This is a genomic window from Spiroplasma endosymbiont of Dasysyrphus albostriatus (genome assembly GCF_964019495.1).
GTDB lineage: Bacteria > Bacillota_I > Bacilli_A > Mycoplasmatales > VBWQ01 > Spiroplasma_E.
This window is the reverse complement of the sequence record NZ_OZ026447.1, coordinates 1,221,424-1,240,451: the sequence shown is the minus strand read 5'-3', so window position 1 is coordinate 1,240,451 and position 19,028 is coordinate 1,221,424. Positions and strand designations below refer to the sequence as shown.

The following is a 19,028-nucleotide window of genomic DNA, read 5'->3' as shown; positions in this document are numbered from 1 at the left end:
CAATAAACTTTATTAAATCAACATCATATAATAATGTTACTTTATCAATATTAACATCAATATTTTCAATTATTATTTGCTTTTGTTCTATTTGGCCATTAGTAATTCTTATATTAGATTTAGTTAATTTATTATTACTTATAATAAGTTGTTTACTATCGATAAAATAATATGTTCAATCAGTAATATATCATGTATCTGTTTTAATATTTTCATTTTTAATTTTTTTTCATAAGGGACTAGTTTCAATATTAAATCAATTATTTTTAACATCATTAATATTTTGGTTTGTTTTAATTAATTCACTATTTAATTTGGTAATTTCATTTTCATTTGTAGTAATTCGTTTTGTTGTTTAGCAGAAAAATCACAAGTTGGTGCATGTGTATAATCACCAATTTGTGGATTATTTTGTAATGCTTCGGGTGGTAATGTTCCAATTTCATCTGGTCAATCTAAAATCATTGTTTCAGTTTCTTTATCATAATCAGTTGCAACATAACCTTTATTAACAAATTTACTAACAGGACCTCTATATATTTCATTTTCATTATCATCAACTAAATCATCATATAATTTAATTTGTTTTGATAATGTAAATTCTTTTTGTTGTTCAATTAATTCATCAACTTGATTTCTAGTATAAAATGCTTTTAAGTCAATTTTTTCAATATCTATTTCATCATCATTATAACTTGAAAATATTTGTTTTAATTCTGTTAATCTTGCTCATATTTTCATTCTACTAGGTGCTAAATCTCAAACATTAATCGTAGGAATACTATTTGCACTAAATTGACTACCATTATTAAATTGAATAGTAGCATCAACATTAAATTCAATTGGTGTACGATTAAATACTCAATGTTCAACCATTACATAAACCATATCTCTTAATGTTTCTTTAATTAATTCATCTTTAAAACTATCAAAAGGAAATTTAGATAAAATAAAATCAAGATAAGCATTAATATCATTTTGAGCACGAATAGCAAAAGTTTTAAATCAATCATTAACATTAGGTCATGTCTGTATATATTGCTGTGGGGTTTCTGTAATTTTTCCAGTTAATGGATATCAGTTATTATAATTTTCAAGACTGACATCAGTTCAAAGTTTATTAATCATAATTTATCATTCCTTAAAAAATGCTTTTTTATAATGCTTAGTTTTTATTTTAGTTTTTCTATGTGATATATGGATAATTTCTTTTTGTAACTTTTTTTTACCTTTTTCTACAACTTGACTATATGCAAATTTTTCTAAATGATGCAATAATCCTGTTCCAAATAAAGTATTAATTGAAAATTTTAAACCAACAATTTTAAATGATTTATTAATATTTTCAATAGGATTATTAATAACATTTACTACTTTATGATAAGTTCTAATAGTTCTAAATATTTCTCTATATACTTTAAAACTATCTCTAATTACTTGTTGTACCACTGGTGGAGCAAATGCTATTGCTTTTAATCATTTATTATGATTAACACCATAACCAATGTATCAACCACTATATCAACGATATCAATGGAATGGATGTATTTGAGTAACAAAAGTTTCTTCTTTAAGAATACTATCAACAACTGTAATTGGTTTATATTTAGGATTGCGATGATAAATAGTAATTGCACATTTATCTAATGATAAAGGTTGAATTTTGCAACCCATAAATACTGGGGAATTTAATGGAATTAATTGTGCATGTTTAATTGCTCTTTTTTCTACACTAGTAAATAAATCAGTTGCTTTTTCTTTTAATTTTTTAATTTTCTCAAATGCTTGTTTTTCTAACTTTTCAAATTTTTCTTGTAATTTATATATACTTTCTCGTATTTTTTCAAAATATGGTGTATTTTTTCAAAATTTATTTAAACCTTTTTTTAAGTAAAATCTAATATCAAAATATTTAAAAGTTTGATTTGCTTTTAAAACAAGTTGATGAATAATACTATTTTTAAAATTAAATTTAATAGCATTGGCACGAATTTTTTGTAAATCCAAAATTAAAGTTTTTCCATATCTATTTTCTGTATGTATTGTATGAACTAAATTTAATCAATCATGTTGATTCATTTTTAATACTTCTTTTAATTCAGTATTATATTTTTTTAAAAAATTATTTGCTTTTTCAATATCTTTAATCTTAAATTTAGGAGTTAATTGTGGACTTAATTTTATTAATGTATTTTGTAATAATAAGTAATCTTTTAACTCTTGTGCTTCTAATTTTTGAAAATTATTCTTATATTGTCTTTCAGCAACATAACCTAAATCTCGTAATACTGTTTCACGATTAGGAGTAAAACTATAATTCATTAAATAACGTTTATTACCAATAATTTTATCTGTTAAAATTTCTTTTCCACTTATTTGACTAATAATTTCTTGTAAATTTTTTGCTTCTTTAACACCTATTTGTTCTAATGTTTTAGTTTTTTGTGCTAGTTTAATAAATTTAGTAGTACGATAACCACGACTAATTTTATTTAGTCCAGCAAATGCAGGTAATACATTAAAGAAAGTATTTAATTTTGTTACATTTCCTTTTAAATAATCATAAACTTGATTAATAGTAAAATCAGTTAAAAATTCTACACCAACAGCACTAATACTAGCAATTAAATCACTTGCACCTAATCCAAGTGCAAAAGTTTCACTTAATCCACCAGTAAAAGGAGCAAGCGCTACTGCTATTACTTGTACACCAATCATTTCTAAAATTTCTCATCAAAAACTTTTATTTTCTTGTTGTTTACTTATTCTAGTATGTTTTGGTTTATTTATGTTTAAAAGTATTGCTGTACTAGTTGTACCAATTGGCATGGTATTAATTTCCTTTATTTAAGAGTTATTTTAATTGGATTTGTTGTTCCTTTATAATTTAAGTCATTAACATTTGCAGTAATAGTTATATATAAGTCACCTGCTTTTTGTTTTTGATTACTTACATTAGTTTTTCCTTGTGCGTCACTAAAATATTTAATAGTTGGATTTGTTAAATTTGGATTTAATGATTTAAGTTCATTAGTACTTTTTATTTGTGTATTTAATTCACTATTATTGTTATTAACATTTGCAGTAATATCAGTTGTTAAATTTGTAATTTTAGTTTTTAAATCAGTTTTATCAGTATTAATAATTCCACATGCCATTCAACGTGATGTTGTTTCATTATTAGAAATATAAGGTATGGCTTGACCTGTAACTTCTCCACCAACTAAATACATTCTTCCAACTTTACCATCTGCCACTTCTTGAACATAAATAACTGTTCTTTCTAACATATATCTTTTCATTGCTCTTGGTGTTGCTAAAACAAATGACATAATTTCATCATCAGTTTTATCATTTTTAAAAGTCATATAGTCATCCATTACAATTTGACATAAAACACCTTTAATATATAAATCATTACCATTTAATCTTAATTGTTGTGCAATTTCATTATCAGTAATTAAACCTTTATTATCTGCCAAATAAACTATACTATCATAAAGAGAATTAGTAATAAAGAATCTACAATTTGCAATATTTCTATATTGAAATAATGTATTTCATGCCCCCAACATTGCTTCTACATATTTAATTGCTTGTGCTTTTGGTTCTGTTGATTTTTCAATCATAAATTTAATTGCATATTTTGCAATTACATTAGTATTGTTATTAGCTAAATAATCTGCTAAATCATTAGCAACTTCATATTGCATACTTTGTAATAAATTTTGACCATTTTCTGCTAATAAATCTTTTGCTGCAATTGTTTCGCCAGCAACGGCTTCTTCTGTAATTTCTTTAATAATTTTATCTGTATCAGCATATCCAACATCTATTCTTTTACTTTTATCATTTCATTGAAGAACTTTAACTTTTGGGTCTTTTGGTTTTTTAACTATAAATTCAATTCTTGTTGAATTAACCATTTCGATAGGAAAAAAACTTGCCCACGGACTATTTGATTGTTTAAAAAATTCTATAAATTCTGGTGCTTCTACTAATTTTTCGGTATTATCTAAATTTTGTTTGAATGGTACTGCCATTTTTTATTTTCCTTCCTTATAATTTATTTTTATTTTTATAATCCAATAATGTACTTTTTATTGAATTTGGTTGATTTGTTATTATTGTTTGTGGTTTGCCACCTGTATTAATTGTTTCTTTAAATACTGGTTGTTCTTTAATCATTTTTTTAATAATTTCTTCAATTTTTGAATTTTCTAAATTATTAGTTTTAAATTTTAAATAATCATAAAATTCATTTTTAACTTGATATTTTTTAAATATATTAATTATTTCTTTTTCTTTTATTTCTTGATTAAGTTTATTTAACTTGTTTTCTGCTTCATTAACTTTATTTTCTATTTCTTGTGAAGAAGCATTGTTTTCAGTTAAAGGTTCAGTTGTTTGTTGAACATTATTTTCATTTTCTAACATTTAACATTCTCCTAATCTTATCCCAATAATCAATCTTTAACTAATTGTGGCATTTCACTTATTAGTTTTTTATAATCATTAACAGCATTTTCCAATATTTCAATATCAGAAAATTTAAAACAATTATCAATATGTAAATCAAAATCTCTATCAATACTGATATCTTGTTTTCTATATTTTTCATTAAATTCAATTTTTGTCATATTATTTTTCTCCTTTATTAATTTTTTCGTTTAATTTTGCTAATTTTTTTTGATGTTTGATAATTTTGTTATTTGCTCTAACATGTTTTGGAGTTGTGATAAATCTTTTTAATAAAACAATAATTTCTCTGCAAATTAATGTTCCAACACTTGTTCCAATAATTATTAATTCATGTAAAAATTCTTTCATTTGAATATTTTCCTTTCAATTATTTATTTTCCTATTTCATTTTTTAAAATAAATTCAATAAGATTATCAATTTTTTTATTTATTTTTTCCATTAATTCCTGTTGTTTTGGAGTGGGAATAACTTCATATCTATTAACTAATTTATTTCTTAAATCTAATGTTTCGTTTAATCTTTCATAACCAAATTTAAGCGTTGTTTCTTTTTCTTTTATAATTTTTAAATCTTTTTCTATATCTTTATTCATACTTTTCACTCCCTTTATAAACTCATATGATTGTAATCTCAATTTAATGAAGCATTATCATTATTTAATGGTATAGCTAACTAAAGTAATGTTTACTCATATCTTGAAAAACAAAATCAATCGCGTTTTTAATATTTGGTCAATAATTTGGTAATATTTTTCTTATATTATGTTTTATAGCAAATCAAAAATGTTCAATTGGATTTAAATTAGGAGAATATGGTGGAAGAAATAATAGTTTGCATCCAGCATTTTCAATTAATTGTTTTGTTGCTTTAGATTTATGAAACGTCGCATTATCTAAAACTATAATTTGTCCACACTTTAATACTGGAATTAGTATATTTTTAACATATGATTCAAAAATTTTACTATTGCAATGTCCTTCAAATGCTCATAGAGCTTTTAATTTACCTTTATTTAGTGCACCAATTATACTCATTCTCTTTATTTTATATGCAGGTTTATTATCAAATAATCTTTTACCTTTTTCAGACCAACCATATTTATAAAATTCATTATCATCAATTCCAGATTCATCAATATATACCAAATCTTCATTCATTATTTTCGCTATTTCTTTTAAAAAATCTTCTTGTTTATTTTTATCTCTTTGTTCATATAGAAAAGTTTTTTTTATATGTATAATTTAGTTTTTTGAAATAGTTATAAACTGTTTCTTTTGTCATATCACCAAATTTTTCAATTACTTTTTGAACTGTAACATCTTTATTTTCTGCTAAATAATTTTTTAATTCATCTAAATCCTTTATTTTGTGGCTATGTCCTTTTTGATAATTCAAAATTGATTTTATATTTCCGGTTTTTTGCTTTCTTTTTCTTCATAAAAATAAAGTCTTTCTAGTGATATTGAACACTTTACAAATTTCTTTAATTTTCATGTTTTTACTTTCATAAACTTCTATTACTTTTCTTCGTAAGTCCTCACTGTATGGTTTTGGCATAATTTAATCTTCCTAATCTATTTTAATTATTGCTGAATTATACTTGTAAGTGCAAGAATTGTTTAAATTACATATTATTATTTTACATTATTTATGAGTAAACATTACTTTCGTTAGCTATATATCACATTTAATTTTTGATTACAATTAAATATCTCAAATTAAATATAATCGTTACCAGTGCCATCGCCAGACCACACCAGTAACTAGATAATTGTATAATAAATTAGTATTTAAATGAATTAAAATATTTAAAAAACTAAATATTTATTTATGTTCAGTTTCATTTTTATTTTCAAATTCTGACTTTGCAACTGGTTTATTGTTATTTTCACATGAACCAGTTTTACATTTTCTATTTTTAAATTTTTCTTTTAATTTATTAAACATTTGTTTTTACCTCAGTTTCTTTTTGAATAATTGCTGATTTAATTGTTTGTTTATAGATAGATTTTGGTTGAAACTTTGGTAATTTATTAGGATTAGTAATTCCTGAATAGTTTGCAAAGTTATCATGTTCTGTTACTTTGTCTACATTTCATTTTGATAAATCTTGATCAAAATCATTTGCTCTAGTAAACATACCTGTCATATTTGTTACATTAGAAACATTTCAATTTGATATATCTTGATTAAATGAAATAGCATAATAAAACATTCCTTTCATATTTGTTACATTAGAAACATTTCAATTTGATATATCTTGATTAAATGATGAAGCTGTTTCAAACATACCTGTCATATTTGTTACATTTGAAGTATTTCAATTTGATATATCTTGATTAAATGATGAAGCTGTTTCAAACATACCTGTCATATTTGTTACATTTGAAGTATTTCAATTTGATATATCTTGATTAAATTTTCTTGCTCTATAAAACATACAATACATATTTGTTACATTTGAAGTATTTCAATTTGATATATCTTGATTAAATGATGAAGCTGTTTTAAACATATCTTCTAAAGAAGTTATTTCTGTTGGTAATTGATCAGGTACTTTTTCAATTGTTTTTGGCATTTTGACAACTTGAATTGCTTCTTGCTCATTTTTATAAAATCCAATTTGAATAACTTCTTTAGTATCTATATCTGATAAATCTCTTTCGCTAGTTGTTATTTGTTTATCATTCATGTCAATATAAATTGTATTTTGTTGTGTTTTAATTGTTATTATTTTTGTTTCTGAATTAACCAAAAAATAAATTGCAATAACTCCGCCAATTAAAAAAATAGATAATAAAAAGATAATAAAAAATTTTTTTTTATTTTTTTTTAAAAGCATATAAGCATTCATCGGTCTTTTAACTTTATTTGACATATATTTACCCCCTAATATTTTTTCTTACTATAATTTTACTTTAATTTTATATTATTTCTTTAATAAGTTCTTCATATGCTTGTTTTTGGCGTCAATAGTAAGGATTTTCTCAAATTGAACATAATTTATTTTCAACGGCTTTGAATATTTCTGATTCTTTAAGTTTTTTAGCAGGCACTACTAATTGAAAATATGAAACTTTATTATTTTTACAACAAGATAGTCTTTTGGCAAGTTATACATGAATAAATCATATTGCTAAAATAACTGATATTGAAATGACTTGTGATACTTTTGCAACAAGTTTTCCAATTCCTGATATGCCTTTAACTGATAAACAAGGATTTTTACTTGCAGAAACTAATTCTGGAAAACCAGTAATTTGAGATTTATTTAAAAAAAATTCTCAACGCATAAATCATAATATGGTTATTTTGGGAGAAAGTGGAAGTGGTAAATCATTTACTACTAAAAAAATTCTTTTAAATCAAGCATATAAAAATAATCGAAAAATATTTATTTTAGACCCTGAACGTGAATTTAGTAATTTAACTAATTACTTAAACGGAGAAGTTGTTAATGGTTCAGGGGCTAAAGGTAATATTATAAATCCACTAGAAATTTATAAATTAGACAATAGTCATGATAATGCAGATACATTTAATAGTCAACTATCATTATTAGAATCATTTTTTGTTATGTTATATCCAAATTTAAATGATGATGACATAACTACAAACTTATTAATAGAATTGATTAAAGAAGTATATTTTCAAAACCATATTTTACCAAGTACTGATTTTGAAAAAATAAAAGCAACAGATTATCCAATATTTACTGATTTATATAATTTGATTTGTCAAAAAATTAAAGATGAAAAATCATCAGCAAATATTTTAAAGTTAGATAATTTAAAATCTAAGTTAACAGCTTTAACACAAGGTACCTATGCTAAATATTGAAATGGCCATACTAAATTTCAATGAAGCAAAGCAAATATAGTTTGTTTTGATTTAAGAGAACTTTTTGAAAATAGTAATAAAAAAATAATTAATTTACAAATGATGTTGATTTTACGAATGCTAGGAATTGAACTTTCAGCAGTTCAGTCATACAACGAAAATAAACAAGAAAAAGATTGAAAGAGAATTATTATTGCTGTTGATGAAGCACATTTACTAGCTAACGAAAATAATAGTGTTGCACTAGACTTTTTATTTCACACAATGAAAAGAATTAGAAAATGCAAAAGCTCATTAATTATTGCAACACAAAATATTGCGGATTTTACTGGCAGTGAAAATGTCAAAAAGAAATTTACTGGCATTATCAATAATGTTCAATATACCTTAGTTGGTGGCATGCAACCAAATGACTTAAATAATTTGAATGATATGTATAAACAATCAGGTGGACTTAGTGAAGCTATTAAAACTTACATTGCAAAAGCAAGCCAAGGTAAATTTTGATTTAAAATCTCAAAACAAGAACAACTGCCCATTCAAGTTTTACAAATTGATGATGAAGCGGAAATTGTTGGACATACATAAAAATTGAAAGGAGAAAGTAAATATGAAATTATTTGAAAAATTATTTTTAAATCCAATAAGTAAAGTAATTGAAATTTTATTATTATTTATATTTTTATTTCCGTTTTGAGCATTGTTGATGATAAATAGTAATTTTAAAAAGAATACAAAGCATTAAAACTAAAACAAAAAATTTCAAGGAGTGAAAATAATGCAAAAAAATAAAATAAATTTTTGTACATTAACTGGTGATAATTGTTCGTGATGTGAAAAGAAAGTTTATGATTATGAACAAAACATCATAAAAATACATTGTCATGATGATTATGATAATAGTGTTATTACAAATGAAAATAATGAAATTGAAATTTATGAAATGTTTCATCAAAAATGTTGAGATGAAAAAATAAATTTTAAACGCACTAAACCAAAAAGCAAAAAATATAAAAAAATAATTTTTAAAAATGAACAAGACAAGTGAAACCAATTTAAAGCAAAACTTATTAAAGAAAAATCTTTGCAGTTTTTATATGATGAACTCGATTTGTGATGTAGTAATGATTATCAAGATAAAAAAGAAAAAAAGTCTCATAACTAATGATTGATTAATAGTTTTATATTCAAAATCAAAACATCGCTAAAAACAGCAAATATAAGCGATTTAAAGGCATATACCTAAAAAGGAGTAAAAAATGATGATAAATTGAATAAAAGACAAGTGACAAGAAAATATTTTTCATAAAATTTGAATTTTTGCAGTGATATGAATTTTGATATTTTTTGCATTATGAATGACAGTAGCTTTCATTTGTGCAATATTATATGCTTGAAATTATTATCCAAGTGTCAATTTCAAAAATTGAATTTCAAGTATATTTACAAATTGAGTTACAGAAACTTCATTTGGTGTTAGTTTTTTAATTTTTATGGGGTGTCTATTTTATTATTTTTATATAAATTTTGAAAAATGAAATCCCAAAAATTCAAAGTTAAAAAATGAAACAAAATCTCAAGTAAAAGAATTTAAAAAATTAGGCTCTACAAATTTAATAAATCTAAATAAAAAAGTTGGTTTAGTTAAATCAAAATTAAATCAACACACTTTACTAATTGGAGCAACTGGTTCGGGTAAAACTACAACAGCATTATCAATAATAAATCAACTTGTATATAAATTAAACCAAACTGTGATCATAATTGATGGAAAAGGTGACAGTGACTTAATAAACAAAGTTAAAGGCTATTGATAATAATGCTTTTATTTGAACAATAAATGGTAATAATCAATATAATCCTTTTGCTTCAAAAAATCATATTGTTTTAGCAGATAAAATAATGTCACTATTTGATTTTAGTGAACCTCATTACCAAGCAGTTGCACATCGTTATATTTTACTTTTAATAAATTCATTAATGGAAAATAATATACAAATAACATTAGAAAACATTATTAATTATTTTTCATTATCAAAACTTGGAACCATTATTGATATCAATAATCAAGAAAATTTAGAGTTATTTTCAAGTTTTAAATTAAATGATATTAAAGGGCTTTACTATCGATTAAGTGTTTATAATGAACAATTAAAAAAAAGCATTGGTATAGAAAATAACTTAACAAAAATTGTTAAAAATCATAAAGTTATTTTGTTTTCTTTAAATTCATTATCATACCCCGAGCTTGCAAGTAACATAGGTAAATTACTAGTTCAAGATTTAAAAGAATTTGCTTCTATAAAACCACAAAATCAGAATATTAATTTGCTTTTAGATGAATTTAATGTTTTTGCAAGTGATAGCATTATCAATTTAATTAATAAAACTCGAAGTTTTAACTATCAATGTTTTCTATGTTTTCAAGTTACAGATGATTTATCAACAGACAAGAAAAAACTTTTAAATACTATTTTTGGAAATGTTGGAAATATAATTGCTCATAAAGTAAGTGATGTTGAAAGTCCTGAATATATAGCAAAAGTTTTTGGAACAAGAACAGTAGAAAAAATTACTAAGCAATATGATATCAAAAATAAAAAAAGTTCAAAGGGTTCAATTCGCGAAGTTGAAGAATATATTGTTCATCCAAATGATTTAAAACGTCTGAAAACTGGTCAAGCATATTGCAAGTTATTATTAACAAATGCAAATCAATTTATAAAGAAAATTGAAATAAAAAATTATGAAAAAGAAAAATAAAAAATAATAACTTTAATATAACAAATTATTAATAAATAAATAATAACTTAATATTATATCTTTTAATTGATTTTCTCCCACCCTTTAAAGGATTTATCAACCTTTATAACATCTGACCACTCTCTCCCAACGTAACCTTATGAAAGAGAGTGGTCAGATGTTACGGGTGGGAGAGAAAAAAAGACTTTTTCTTTTTAAAAAAGAAAAAGTCCGCGTTTGAAAAACGCTTCCCAAAAAGAAAACTTTTGCAAAAAGTTATCACATTAACCATTAAGGAGTTGAAGCAAAATGGAACAAGTAAAAATCCTTAACATTATAAATCATTGAGGATATCTAAACACAGAACAAATTGCCTTATTATTAAATAAAAATATAAATACTACTAGAACTTTATTAAAATCTTTAACAGTTAAAAAGTTAATTAGAATTGATAATTTAACAAGAAAAAATTATTATATGCTATCAAGTCTAGGAAATCAAAAACTAGGACAAAGTTATAAACCAATTAAAATCAATTACAACGAACTTGTCCATCAAGATTTACTCATCAAATGACTATCACAACAAAATGACATAATTTCCTATCAAACTGAAAAAGAACTTAAAGCAGAGGGTCATTTAATAAAAGATGTTTGAGGAAATACTAAAAGCAAACAAGGTTACCCTGACTTACTAGTTCATTATGAAAACAAAGAAATGATTATTGAATTTGAACGAACACGAAAATCAAAAGATAAATTCAAATTAAAGTTAAATAACTTACGTAGTTATTTATTACAAAACATTCACATCAAATGACTTGTTCCAAATGAAAATATGAAAAAATTCGTTGATGAACAAATAAAAGAATATAACTGAAAATTAGAACAACATCACATAGAAATATTCAAAAATATCGATATTTCATAACTCAATTTTGGTTAAAACTTAACTAATTGTAAAATACACAAAATTTGATAACATGTAGTTGTTATCCAATATATAAGTTTTAACCCATTTACTTTATTTTTAAAAGTAAATGGGTTTTAATGTTTAAGAGGAGATATTAAAATGGCAACAATAGATAAAACTAAATCACACACATATGATTTTTTATCAAAAAAAGGTTGAAAAATATTCAAAATTTATTATAAAAGATAATTATAAGAATAAATTTAATAATTAAAGGAAGTAAAAATAAATTATGTTAAATAAAAATATCAATAAAACATTATTGAATTCTAAATTTATAAAAGTAGAAATAAAAGATGGTTTTTTTTGTGTTCAAGAGCCTTGATGTAATAATGAAGGTGTTGGTATCTTACCTTATGTTTTAAAAGATAATGAATATTATTTTTTACAACTTCATAATGAAAATAACCCAGCTCACAAAAAAGATAGAGTTAGTGAGTATAGTACTATCACTGGTGGACTTGAAAATCAGCAATTTTATACAACTATTTTAAATGAAATGTTTGAAGAAACTGGCATTGATATTAGCGAAAATGTAATAATTGACAGATTTAATTATAGTTTTGCAAATAAATCAAGTGATAAAAAATGATTTTTATATGCAATTGATTTGACTAATTTAAATTTAGATATCACCAAAACTTATTATGGAAAAAGTGGCGATGGAACTGAATTTGAAAAAGGAATTCATGCTAAGTTTGTTAATAGTTTTACATTATCGGGTTCTATTGATAATATATCTAGTAGTATTTGAGGAAAATGAGATTTAATTAGAAGATACAAAGAAAAAGAAAATAAAATTTTTTTTAAAAATGTTATAGATCCAAAAAAAATAAAACAGGGTTTTAACAAAAAAATAGATTTAAGAGAACTTTTTAATAAAGAATATTTTGATAATAAAAATTGATTTGGATTTCCTTTACATTATGCAATAGATAATGGATATTTCGAAATAACTAAATGATTACTTGAAAATGGTGCTGATATTAATATTAAAGATGAAAATGGATGCACACCTTTACAAATTGCTATAGCAAGTCCTAATAATAATGTCAATTTTATTAAATTTTTACTTGAAAAAGGTGCTGATATTAATATTGAAGATGAAAATGATGACAATTTGTTAGATATTGCAATTAAAAACGATAAAATTGAAGTAGTAAAATTATTATTAATTCAGCCAAATATTGATATAGATATTAAAAATCATTATATTCAAGAACTTTTATTTTATTCTGCAAATAATGGACATCTTAATTCTTTTAATGTATTACTTGAAAATGGTGCTGATATTAATATTAAAGATGAAAATGGATGCACACCTTTACAAAATGCATTAAAAAAAGGACATTTTAATTATAAAATAATTAACTTATTACTTGAAAATGATGTTGATATTAATATTAAAGATGAAAATGGATGCACACCTTTACATTATGCTATAATTGCAAATTATGATATAAATTTAATTAATTTACTAATTGAAAAAGGCACTGATATTAATATTGAAGATGAAAATGGATGTACTGCTTTACATTATGCATTAAAAAATCAACATACTAATTGAGAAGTAATTAATTTATTACTTGAAAATGATGCAAATCCAAATATTAAAGATATATTTGGAATAAATGCTTTGCATATTGCAATAAAAAAAAGGGATATTAAAATGATTAATTTACTAATTGAATATGGTGCTGATGTGAATGCACAAGATAATGAAGCGTTTACTCCTTTACATTATGCATTAAAAAATCAACATACTAATTGAGAAATAATTAATTTACTAATTGAAAAAAGTACTAATATTAATGCACAAGATGAAAATGGATGTACTCCTTTACATTATGCATTAAAAAATCAACATACTAATTGAGAAATAATTAATTTACTAATTGAAAAAAGTACTAATATTAATGCACAAGATGAAAATGGATGTACTGCTTTACATTATGCTATAATTGCAAATTATGATATAAATTTAATTAATTTACTAATTAAAAAAGGCACTAATATTAATATTGAAGATGAAAATGGATGTACTGCTTTACATTATGCATTAAAAAATCAACATACTAATTGAAAAATAATTAACTTATTCTCCGAAAATGGTGCTGATATTAATATTAAAGATGAAAATGGATGCACACCTTTACAAATTACATTAAAAAATAATTGAGAAATTGTTAATTTACTAATTGAAAAAAGTACTAATATTAATGCACAAATTCCATTACAAAATGAAGGAAAAAAATCATTAAATGAACAATATAATAATTTAGAATTATTAGCAAATATTGCATGTACAATAGAAAAAGTAAATGAAATTAAAATTAATAATTTTGAAAATAAAAATTATAAAAAACATAAACCAAGTTGACCAAAGATGTAAAAGATATAAAGATATTGCAATTTCAAATAGGCAGAAAATAGAAATTATTGCCAATAATAAATGTTAGAACCTGTTCAAAATCTTTTTTTCATGTTCAAAAATATTAACAAGATAAAGACAAATTATTTAAAAAACACTTATAAAATGTTTTGAATAGTAAAAATCAAAAAATAAAATACATTTAATCATGTTATTTTTAACATAAATTAAAACTAAAAAATTGTATTTATAATCTTTCAAAAGATTTTAAACAGGTTCTAAGGTAATGTTTAGTAATAAATATTATCCATGATGACGATTTTTTAATTTAGAATTTCTTAATAATTCAATTTCATTTCTAAGTTCCTGAATTTCTTCATGCAATTGGTGTAAATTCAACTCTTTATCAAAAATTTCTTTATACTCCATTTCAATAATTTTTTGAAAGAAAACACTATCAGAATTAATAAAAACTTTTTGACCACGTTCAAACCATAAACTTTGAATTAAATTAAAAGAAATAGTAATGTGATATATCGCTCGTACATAACCAATCTTATTATTTACAGTAATTTTGTAATAATTATTTTTATTAGGCTGAGTGGATAATAATTGCACTTTTACATGGCTTGGATATGATTTAATAACTATTGCTGGACGATACTTTTGCTTACCGGTTTCTTTATCAATATCATTAGGAATTTGTACTTTAATACCCATACCTTTTCTTAATTTTCATCAAATTCAATAATGATTTTTCATATATTTTTTCCTAACTATTTTTATTATAAAATTTCATAATCCCGTAAAATTTTAATTGTATGCTTTATTTATTATAAAATATGATATAATTATTACATAGTACAGGTAATGCTGTGCAAGGGAGTATATCTCCCCACCCGCTTAATCATTTTTGATTAAGCGTTTTTTTTATTTCTATTTATAATATTTCATTAATAAATTATTCCTATATTTATTATTTAATGTAAATAATAAAAATTTATTCAAATACTACTGAAATTTTTAATTTTAAAATTATAAAGTTATTAATTCATTTTTCTCAAATTCTTCAACTAATAATTCAATGACTTCTGCAAAACTACGATTAGTACTTTTTGCTAATTTTTTAATTTTTTTTACATAATCTGATTTTATATAAATTGTTTTATATTCTTTTTTCATTTTTTCTTTTTTTTGAAATTTAATAGAAAAATCATTGATATCGCTTTGAACTTCAATATTATTTTTAATTAATTTTTCAACTTTATTTTTAGATTTAACATCCACATTTTTAATTATATCTATGCTAGGGATAGTACCTTCTGCATCATAATTAAAAAGTAAATTAGAATTATTTGCATTTTTCATTAAATTATCTCCTTATCTTTTAATTCATTAAATAAAGTATTATAAATATGATTTTCAATCTTTCCTAGTAAAATCGAAGGAATTCCTGTGAATTCTGATTTTTTAAGAACTTGTTTACGTGGAATTTTTGTTTTTAAAATTTTATTTTTAAAACTACTATTAGTAATATATTCAGTAAAATCTTTTGAAATTTTGTAATGATCAAAATTATTTAAAACAATAGTATTAATATTATTTTTTATTCCTAAATCTTCACAAATAGCACTTCAATTTGAAAATAACATACTTATAGCATCCAAACTAAAAATTGAATTATCACTAATTAAAATTATTTCATCACTTATTAATAAAGCATTTCTATTGATTAAATTTAGACTAGGACTTGTATCAATAATTATATAATAGACTTCTTGCAAAACTGTGATTATTATCATAGTTTTTAAATTTAAAATTTTATTTTAATAACACTTTTAATATTTATTAAAAATTATTATTCAAAATATGTCTTATTTTTTCTTCATTAAAATAGAACAAAAATTATTATTTAAAATAACAAAATTTAAAATATTAAATTTTTGAAGATTTTTAATTTAAAAGTTGTAAATTATAAATTGAAGCTATTAAATTAAATCTTAAAGCAAATCTTTTTCTTCTATTTCGATATTTTTCACTAATAATTTTAAATTTTTTCAGTATAGCAAAAATATTTTCTATAACAACTCTCATTTTTGAAATTTGTTTATTATTTTTCTTTTCTTCTCTAGTTAAAGGAATTTTCTTTGATTTTCTTTTTGGAATTAAAACATTAGGATGTATATTTTGTATTCCTTGATATCCCAAATCCACTAAAATAGTTGTTTGTGATAAAAATTTAACTTTTGAATCTTTTAAAATTTTAAAATCATGGTTTTTACCACAAGAAAAATAAGAACTTATAATTTTTTTACTATCTTGTTCAATTATAATTTGTGTTTTTATTGTGTGTTTTTTCTTTTTTCCTGAATAATATTTCTTTTGTCTTTTTTTGGGCGTTGGATAGCGCTTTCAGTAACATCAATAATAGCTGTTTTATCTTTAAAATTATTATTTAACAATGATTTTGCTCCATTAAGTTGCTGAAAATCAGGATGTTTTATTAAAGTATTTTCTATTCACTTGATATTTCTATAACAATTACTTTCACTAATTCCATAACTTTTAGCAATATGAAAATATGTTCGGTATTCACGTCAATATTCTAACGTCATTAATAATCTATTTTCTAAAGTTAATTTATTAGGTGTACCACCATTTTTAAACTTTTTTAATTCTTCTTTTTTTAAAATTTCTATCATTTTTTTAAAAACAATCTCATTTATACCAGTTAATCTTAATAGTTCTGCATTTTTAATAGCTTTTAATTTATCAAACATCATAAATTACCTATCTTTTTTTAATTTTAATTATATTTTAAAAATGAAAATTTTAATAGATAAGTCTCGCAAGAAGTCTAATCATATTTTTCAAAAAAATCTAAATTTTTAATAAATGTTCTTTGTAAAATTGAATCCACTGCCGAACGTCCAATTAATTCTTTTTCAAGAGTTGTCATTGAAATATTAGTTGGAATAATGTCAATATTTATGTCTTTATAATTTCAAGAAACTATTATTTCATCATTTAAAATTTTAATATTTTGTAAAAATAATTTTTTAGATTTAGATTCTTGTGTTGAAATTTTAAAATATCTACTTAAATTTCCTTGAGGATCTAAATCAATAAGTAAAACCTTTTGTTTTTTTAAAGATAAAACAGTTGAAAGATTAAAAACAAAATTAGTTTTACCAACCCCACCTTTAAGAGCTGCTACTGTAATAATTTTCATAAAGACTATACCTCCTTAAACTATAATTATATTATATATTATAATTTAAAATTAAACTTAATTTATAAAATATAATTAAAAATAAATTTATTTTGTAATATATTTTCTAATTTAATTTATAATAAATATTAAAATATAAAAATTCTAGAATTTTTTTCTAGAATTTAAACGTGAATTAGATTAGACTTCTTGCAAAATTAATTTAATGATTGTCAAAATCCTGCATAATTTTTTTAATTTCATCATCACTTAAAATTGATTGTTCAATATTTTGATTTTTTTTAATTTTACTAGTAAAAAATGACAAAGATTTTTCTTTCTTTATTTGTTCTTTTTTAGTTAGTACTTTTTCAAGTTCAGGATTTTGAGCATTAAATTTTTCTAAATCTAAATGCGTATTTAAAATAATTCTGCTATATTTTCGTCCAACTTTTATCAACTCATAAGTAAAAATAATATCAGTTTTTTCTAAGTCTTTTTTTACTGGTTCTAAAATTCTAGTTTTTAACATATTAATTTGTTTAAAATAACTACTTTTTAAATTTAAATTTAAAATCTTAGCAAGTTTTTCATAATCTCATTCATGATTAAAATTTGGTGTTATTTTAGTTTTAGCGTTCATATACAAATAACTACGTAAATATTCATATAAACGCATTGAATATTTACTTGTAACAGTTTTTGTATAAGGTAAATAAATATTTGTATAATCTTTTTTTAAATCAATATAATGTTTTTTAATTAAATCTTGTACAACTTTAAATTCAAGTATTCCTTGGTTCTTAAATCAAGTGCCTCTTTCAAAAAGATTTATAAAACTATATTCTTCTTTATTTTCATCTTGTAATCAAAATTTTAAACTAGTAATATTATCGATTTCTTTTTCAATAATCGTCATTTCCTTTTTTTTATGAATAACTTTTTCATATAAATTTGTATTATTAATATTATGAAAAATACAAAAATCATTTAAATTTACCTTAATAACTCCATTAAAATTGGTATTGAATTTAATTGAAGAAATAGCAAAATTAAATAATCTTTGAGTTAATAAACCTGATGTATCATTTGTAATTGTTCTTACAATTACATTAGATTTTTTAATAAACTTGTTTTTTTCTTTACTTAATTCTATTGCCATAATTTACCCCTTACACATATTTCATGACTAGAATGATTATAACATATTCATATAGGTATATGTTGTAATTCATATGTTTTTATCTATAACTAATATAGATAATTTTACATCCTATAATATATAATAAGTATTAATAATATATAATAAATTGTCAAAAAATATATTTTCTCATTAAAAAAATATATTAAAAATATATATTTTACATATAAAAGTGTTAAATAATATGTTTTTTTATATTTTTATATAT

At 22.1% G+C, this 19,028-nt stretch carries 24 protein-coding genes; 7 read left to right on the top strand and 17 right to left on the bottom strand.

Annotated elements, in window-relative coordinates; translation table 4 throughout:
- Positions 1-309 precede the first annotated feature (309 nt).
- The 11 genes from AACL11_RS07575 to AACL11_RS07525 all read right to left on the bottom strand — a co-directional run bounded on the left by AACL11_RS07575 (position 310) and on the right by AACL11_RS07525 (position 7,361).
- Positions 310-1,128, bottom strand: coding sequence for a hypothetical protein (locus AACL11_RS07575; protein ID WP_338987200.1), 819 nt, complete (start codon positions 1,126-1,128; stop codon positions 310-312).
- Positions 1,129-1,131: 3 nt separating this feature from the next.
- Positions 1,132-2,829 (bottom strand): hypothetical protein, encoded by a 1,698-nt coding sequence (locus tag AACL11_RS07570; RefSeq protein ID WP_338987198.1) that lies wholly within the window; start codon positions 2,827-2,829, stop codon positions 1,132-1,134.
- 14 nt (positions 2,830-2,843) lie between these two features.
- Positions 2,844-4,043: a hypothetical protein gene (locus tag AACL11_RS07565; RefSeq protein ID WP_338987196.1), complete on the bottom strand. Its 1,200-nt coding sequence runs from the start codon at positions 4,041-4,043 to the stop codon at positions 2,844-2,846.
- 16 nt (positions 4,044-4,059) lie between these two features.
- The gene (locus AACL11_RS07560) at positions 4,060-4,437 is read right to left on the bottom strand and encodes a hypothetical protein (protein ID WP_338987194.1); all 378 of its coding nucleotides are present in this window, start codon (positions 4,435-4,437) and stop codon (positions 4,060-4,062) included.
- Between the two features lie 17 nt (positions 4,438-4,454).
- On the bottom strand, positions 4,455-4,640 hold the full coding sequence (locus AACL11_RS07555) for a hypothetical protein (RefSeq protein ID WP_338986930.1): 186 nt from the start codon (positions 4,638-4,640) through the stop codon (positions 4,455-4,457).
- Between the two features lies 1 nt (position 4,641).
- Entirely contained in the window at positions 4,642-4,830 is a 189-nt protein-coding gene (locus tag AACL11_RS07550; RefSeq protein ID WP_174481134.1) for a hypothetical protein, read from the bottom strand.
- Between the two features lie 23 nt (positions 4,831-4,853).
- On the bottom strand, positions 4,854-5,075 hold the full coding sequence (locus AACL11_RS07545; protein WP_338987192.1) for a hypothetical protein: 222 nt from the start codon (positions 5,073-5,075) through the stop codon (positions 4,854-4,856).
- 76 nt (positions 5,076-5,151) lie between these two features.
- Positions 5,152-5,652, bottom strand: coding sequence for an IS630 family transposase (locus AACL11_RS07540; protein ID WP_338988468.1), 501 nt, complete (start codon positions 5,650-5,652; stop codon positions 5,152-5,154).
- Between the two features lie 28 nt (positions 5,653-5,680).
- A complete protein-coding gene (locus AACL11_RS07535; RefSeq protein WP_338987190.1) occupies positions 5,681-6,040 on the bottom strand; it encodes a helix-turn-helix domain-containing protein in 360 nt (119 codons plus the stop codon).
- A 267-nt stretch (positions 6,041-6,307) separates the two neighbouring features.
- Positions 6,308-6,430 (bottom strand): hypothetical protein, encoded by a 123-nt coding sequence (locus AACL11_RS07530; protein ID WP_338987188.1) that lies wholly within the window; start codon positions 6,428-6,430, stop codon positions 6,308-6,310.
- Entirely contained in the window at positions 6,423-7,361 is a 939-nt protein-coding gene (locus AACL11_RS07525; RefSeq protein WP_338987186.1) for a BspA family leucine-rich repeat surface protein, read from the bottom strand. Before AACL11_RS07525 ends, AACL11_RS07530 begins: the two co-directional genes overlap by 8 nt.
- A 140-nt stretch (positions 7,362-7,501) precedes the next feature.
- Between AACL11_RS07525 and AACL11_RS07520 the strand changes: the two genes are divergently transcribed.
- The 7 genes from AACL11_RS07520 to AACL11_RS07490 all read left to right on the top strand — a co-directional run bounded on the left by AACL11_RS07520 (position 7,502) and on the right by AACL11_RS07490 (position 14,429).
- Complete coding sequence (locus AACL11_RS07520) at positions 7,502-8,911, top strand: VirB4 family type IV secretion system protein (protein WP_338987184.1); 1,410 nt, start codon at positions 7,502-7,504, stop codon at positions 8,909-8,911.
- 22 nt (positions 8,912-8,933) lie between these two features.
- Positions 8,934-9,068: a hypothetical protein gene (locus AACL11_RS07515; RefSeq protein WP_338987181.1), complete on the top strand. Its 135-nt coding sequence runs from the start codon at positions 8,934-8,936 to the stop codon at positions 9,066-9,068.
- A gap of 33 nt (positions 9,069-9,101) precedes the next feature.
- Positions 9,102-9,488, top strand: a complete 387-nt coding sequence (locus tag AACL11_RS07510; RefSeq protein WP_338987178.1) for a hypothetical protein — start codon at positions 9,102-9,104, stop codon at positions 9,486-9,488.
- Positions 9,489-9,582: 94 nt separating this feature from the next.
- A complete protein-coding gene (locus AACL11_RS07505; protein WP_338987177.1) occupies positions 9,583-10,140 on the top strand; it encodes a helicase HerA domain-containing protein in 558 nt (185 codons plus the stop codon).
- Positions 10,141-10,225: 85 nt separating this feature from the next.
- Positions 10,226-11,086 carry a TraM recognition domain-containing protein gene (locus AACL11_RS07500; RefSeq protein ID WP_338987175.1) on the top strand — a complete coding sequence of 287 codons (861 nt, stop codon included), beginning with the start codon at positions 10,226-10,228 and terminating at the stop codon, positions 11,084-11,086.
- 288 nt (positions 11,087-11,374) lie between these two features.
- On the top strand, positions 11,375-11,995 hold the full coding sequence (locus AACL11_RS07495) for a hypothetical protein (RefSeq protein ID WP_338987172.1): 621 nt from the start codon (positions 11,375-11,377) through the stop codon (positions 11,993-11,995).
- 274 nt (positions 11,996-12,269) lie between these two features.
- A complete protein-coding gene (locus AACL11_RS07490) occupies positions 12,270-14,429 on the top strand; it encodes an ankyrin repeat domain-containing protein (protein WP_338987171.1) in 2,160 nt (719 codons plus the stop codon).
- Between the two features lie 282 nt (positions 14,430-14,711).
- Here AACL11_RS07490 and AACL11_RS07485 read toward each other — a convergent pair whose 3' ends face one another.
- From AACL11_RS07485 to AACL11_RS07460, 6 genes are all read right to left on the bottom strand, one after another.
- On the bottom strand, positions 14,712-15,170 hold the full coding sequence (locus tag AACL11_RS07485; protein WP_338987169.1) for a hypothetical protein: 459 nt from the start codon (positions 15,168-15,170) through the stop codon (positions 14,712-14,714).
- A gap of 273 nt (positions 15,171-15,443) precedes the next feature.
- Entirely contained in the window at positions 15,444-15,776 is a 333-nt protein-coding gene (locus AACL11_RS07480) for a ribbon-helix-helix protein, CopG family (protein WP_338987166.1), read from the bottom strand.
- Positions 15,776-16,210 carry a ParA family protein gene (locus tag AACL11_RS07475; RefSeq protein ID WP_338987164.1) on the bottom strand — a complete coding sequence of 145 codons (435 nt, stop codon included), beginning with the start codon at positions 16,208-16,210 and terminating at the stop codon, positions 15,776-15,778. The genes AACL11_RS07480 and AACL11_RS07475 overlap by 1 nt, the downstream gene beginning before the upstream one ends.
- A gap of 151 nt (positions 16,211-16,361) precedes the next feature.
- Positions 16,362-17,191, bottom strand: a protein-coding gene (locus tag AACL11_RS07470) for an IS5 family transposase (RefSeq protein ID WP_338986605.1) whose coding sequence is annotated in 2 segments (ribosomal slippage) — positions 16,362-16,795 and positions 16,795-17,191 — 831 coding nt in all. Because the reading frame shifts where the segments join, the coding sequence is not laid out codon by codon here.
- A 74-nt stretch (positions 17,192-17,265) separates the two neighbouring features.
- On the bottom strand, positions 17,266-17,640 hold the full coding sequence (locus AACL11_RS07465; RefSeq protein WP_338987162.1) for a ParA family protein: 375 nt from the start codon (positions 17,638-17,640) through the stop codon (positions 17,266-17,268).
- Positions 17,641-17,842: 202 nt separating this feature from the next.
- Complete coding sequence (locus AACL11_RS07460) at positions 17,843-18,781, bottom strand: replication initiation protein (RefSeq protein WP_338987160.1); 939 nt, start codon at positions 18,779-18,781, stop codon at positions 17,843-17,845.
- Positions 18,782-19,028: the final 247 nt, after the last annotated feature.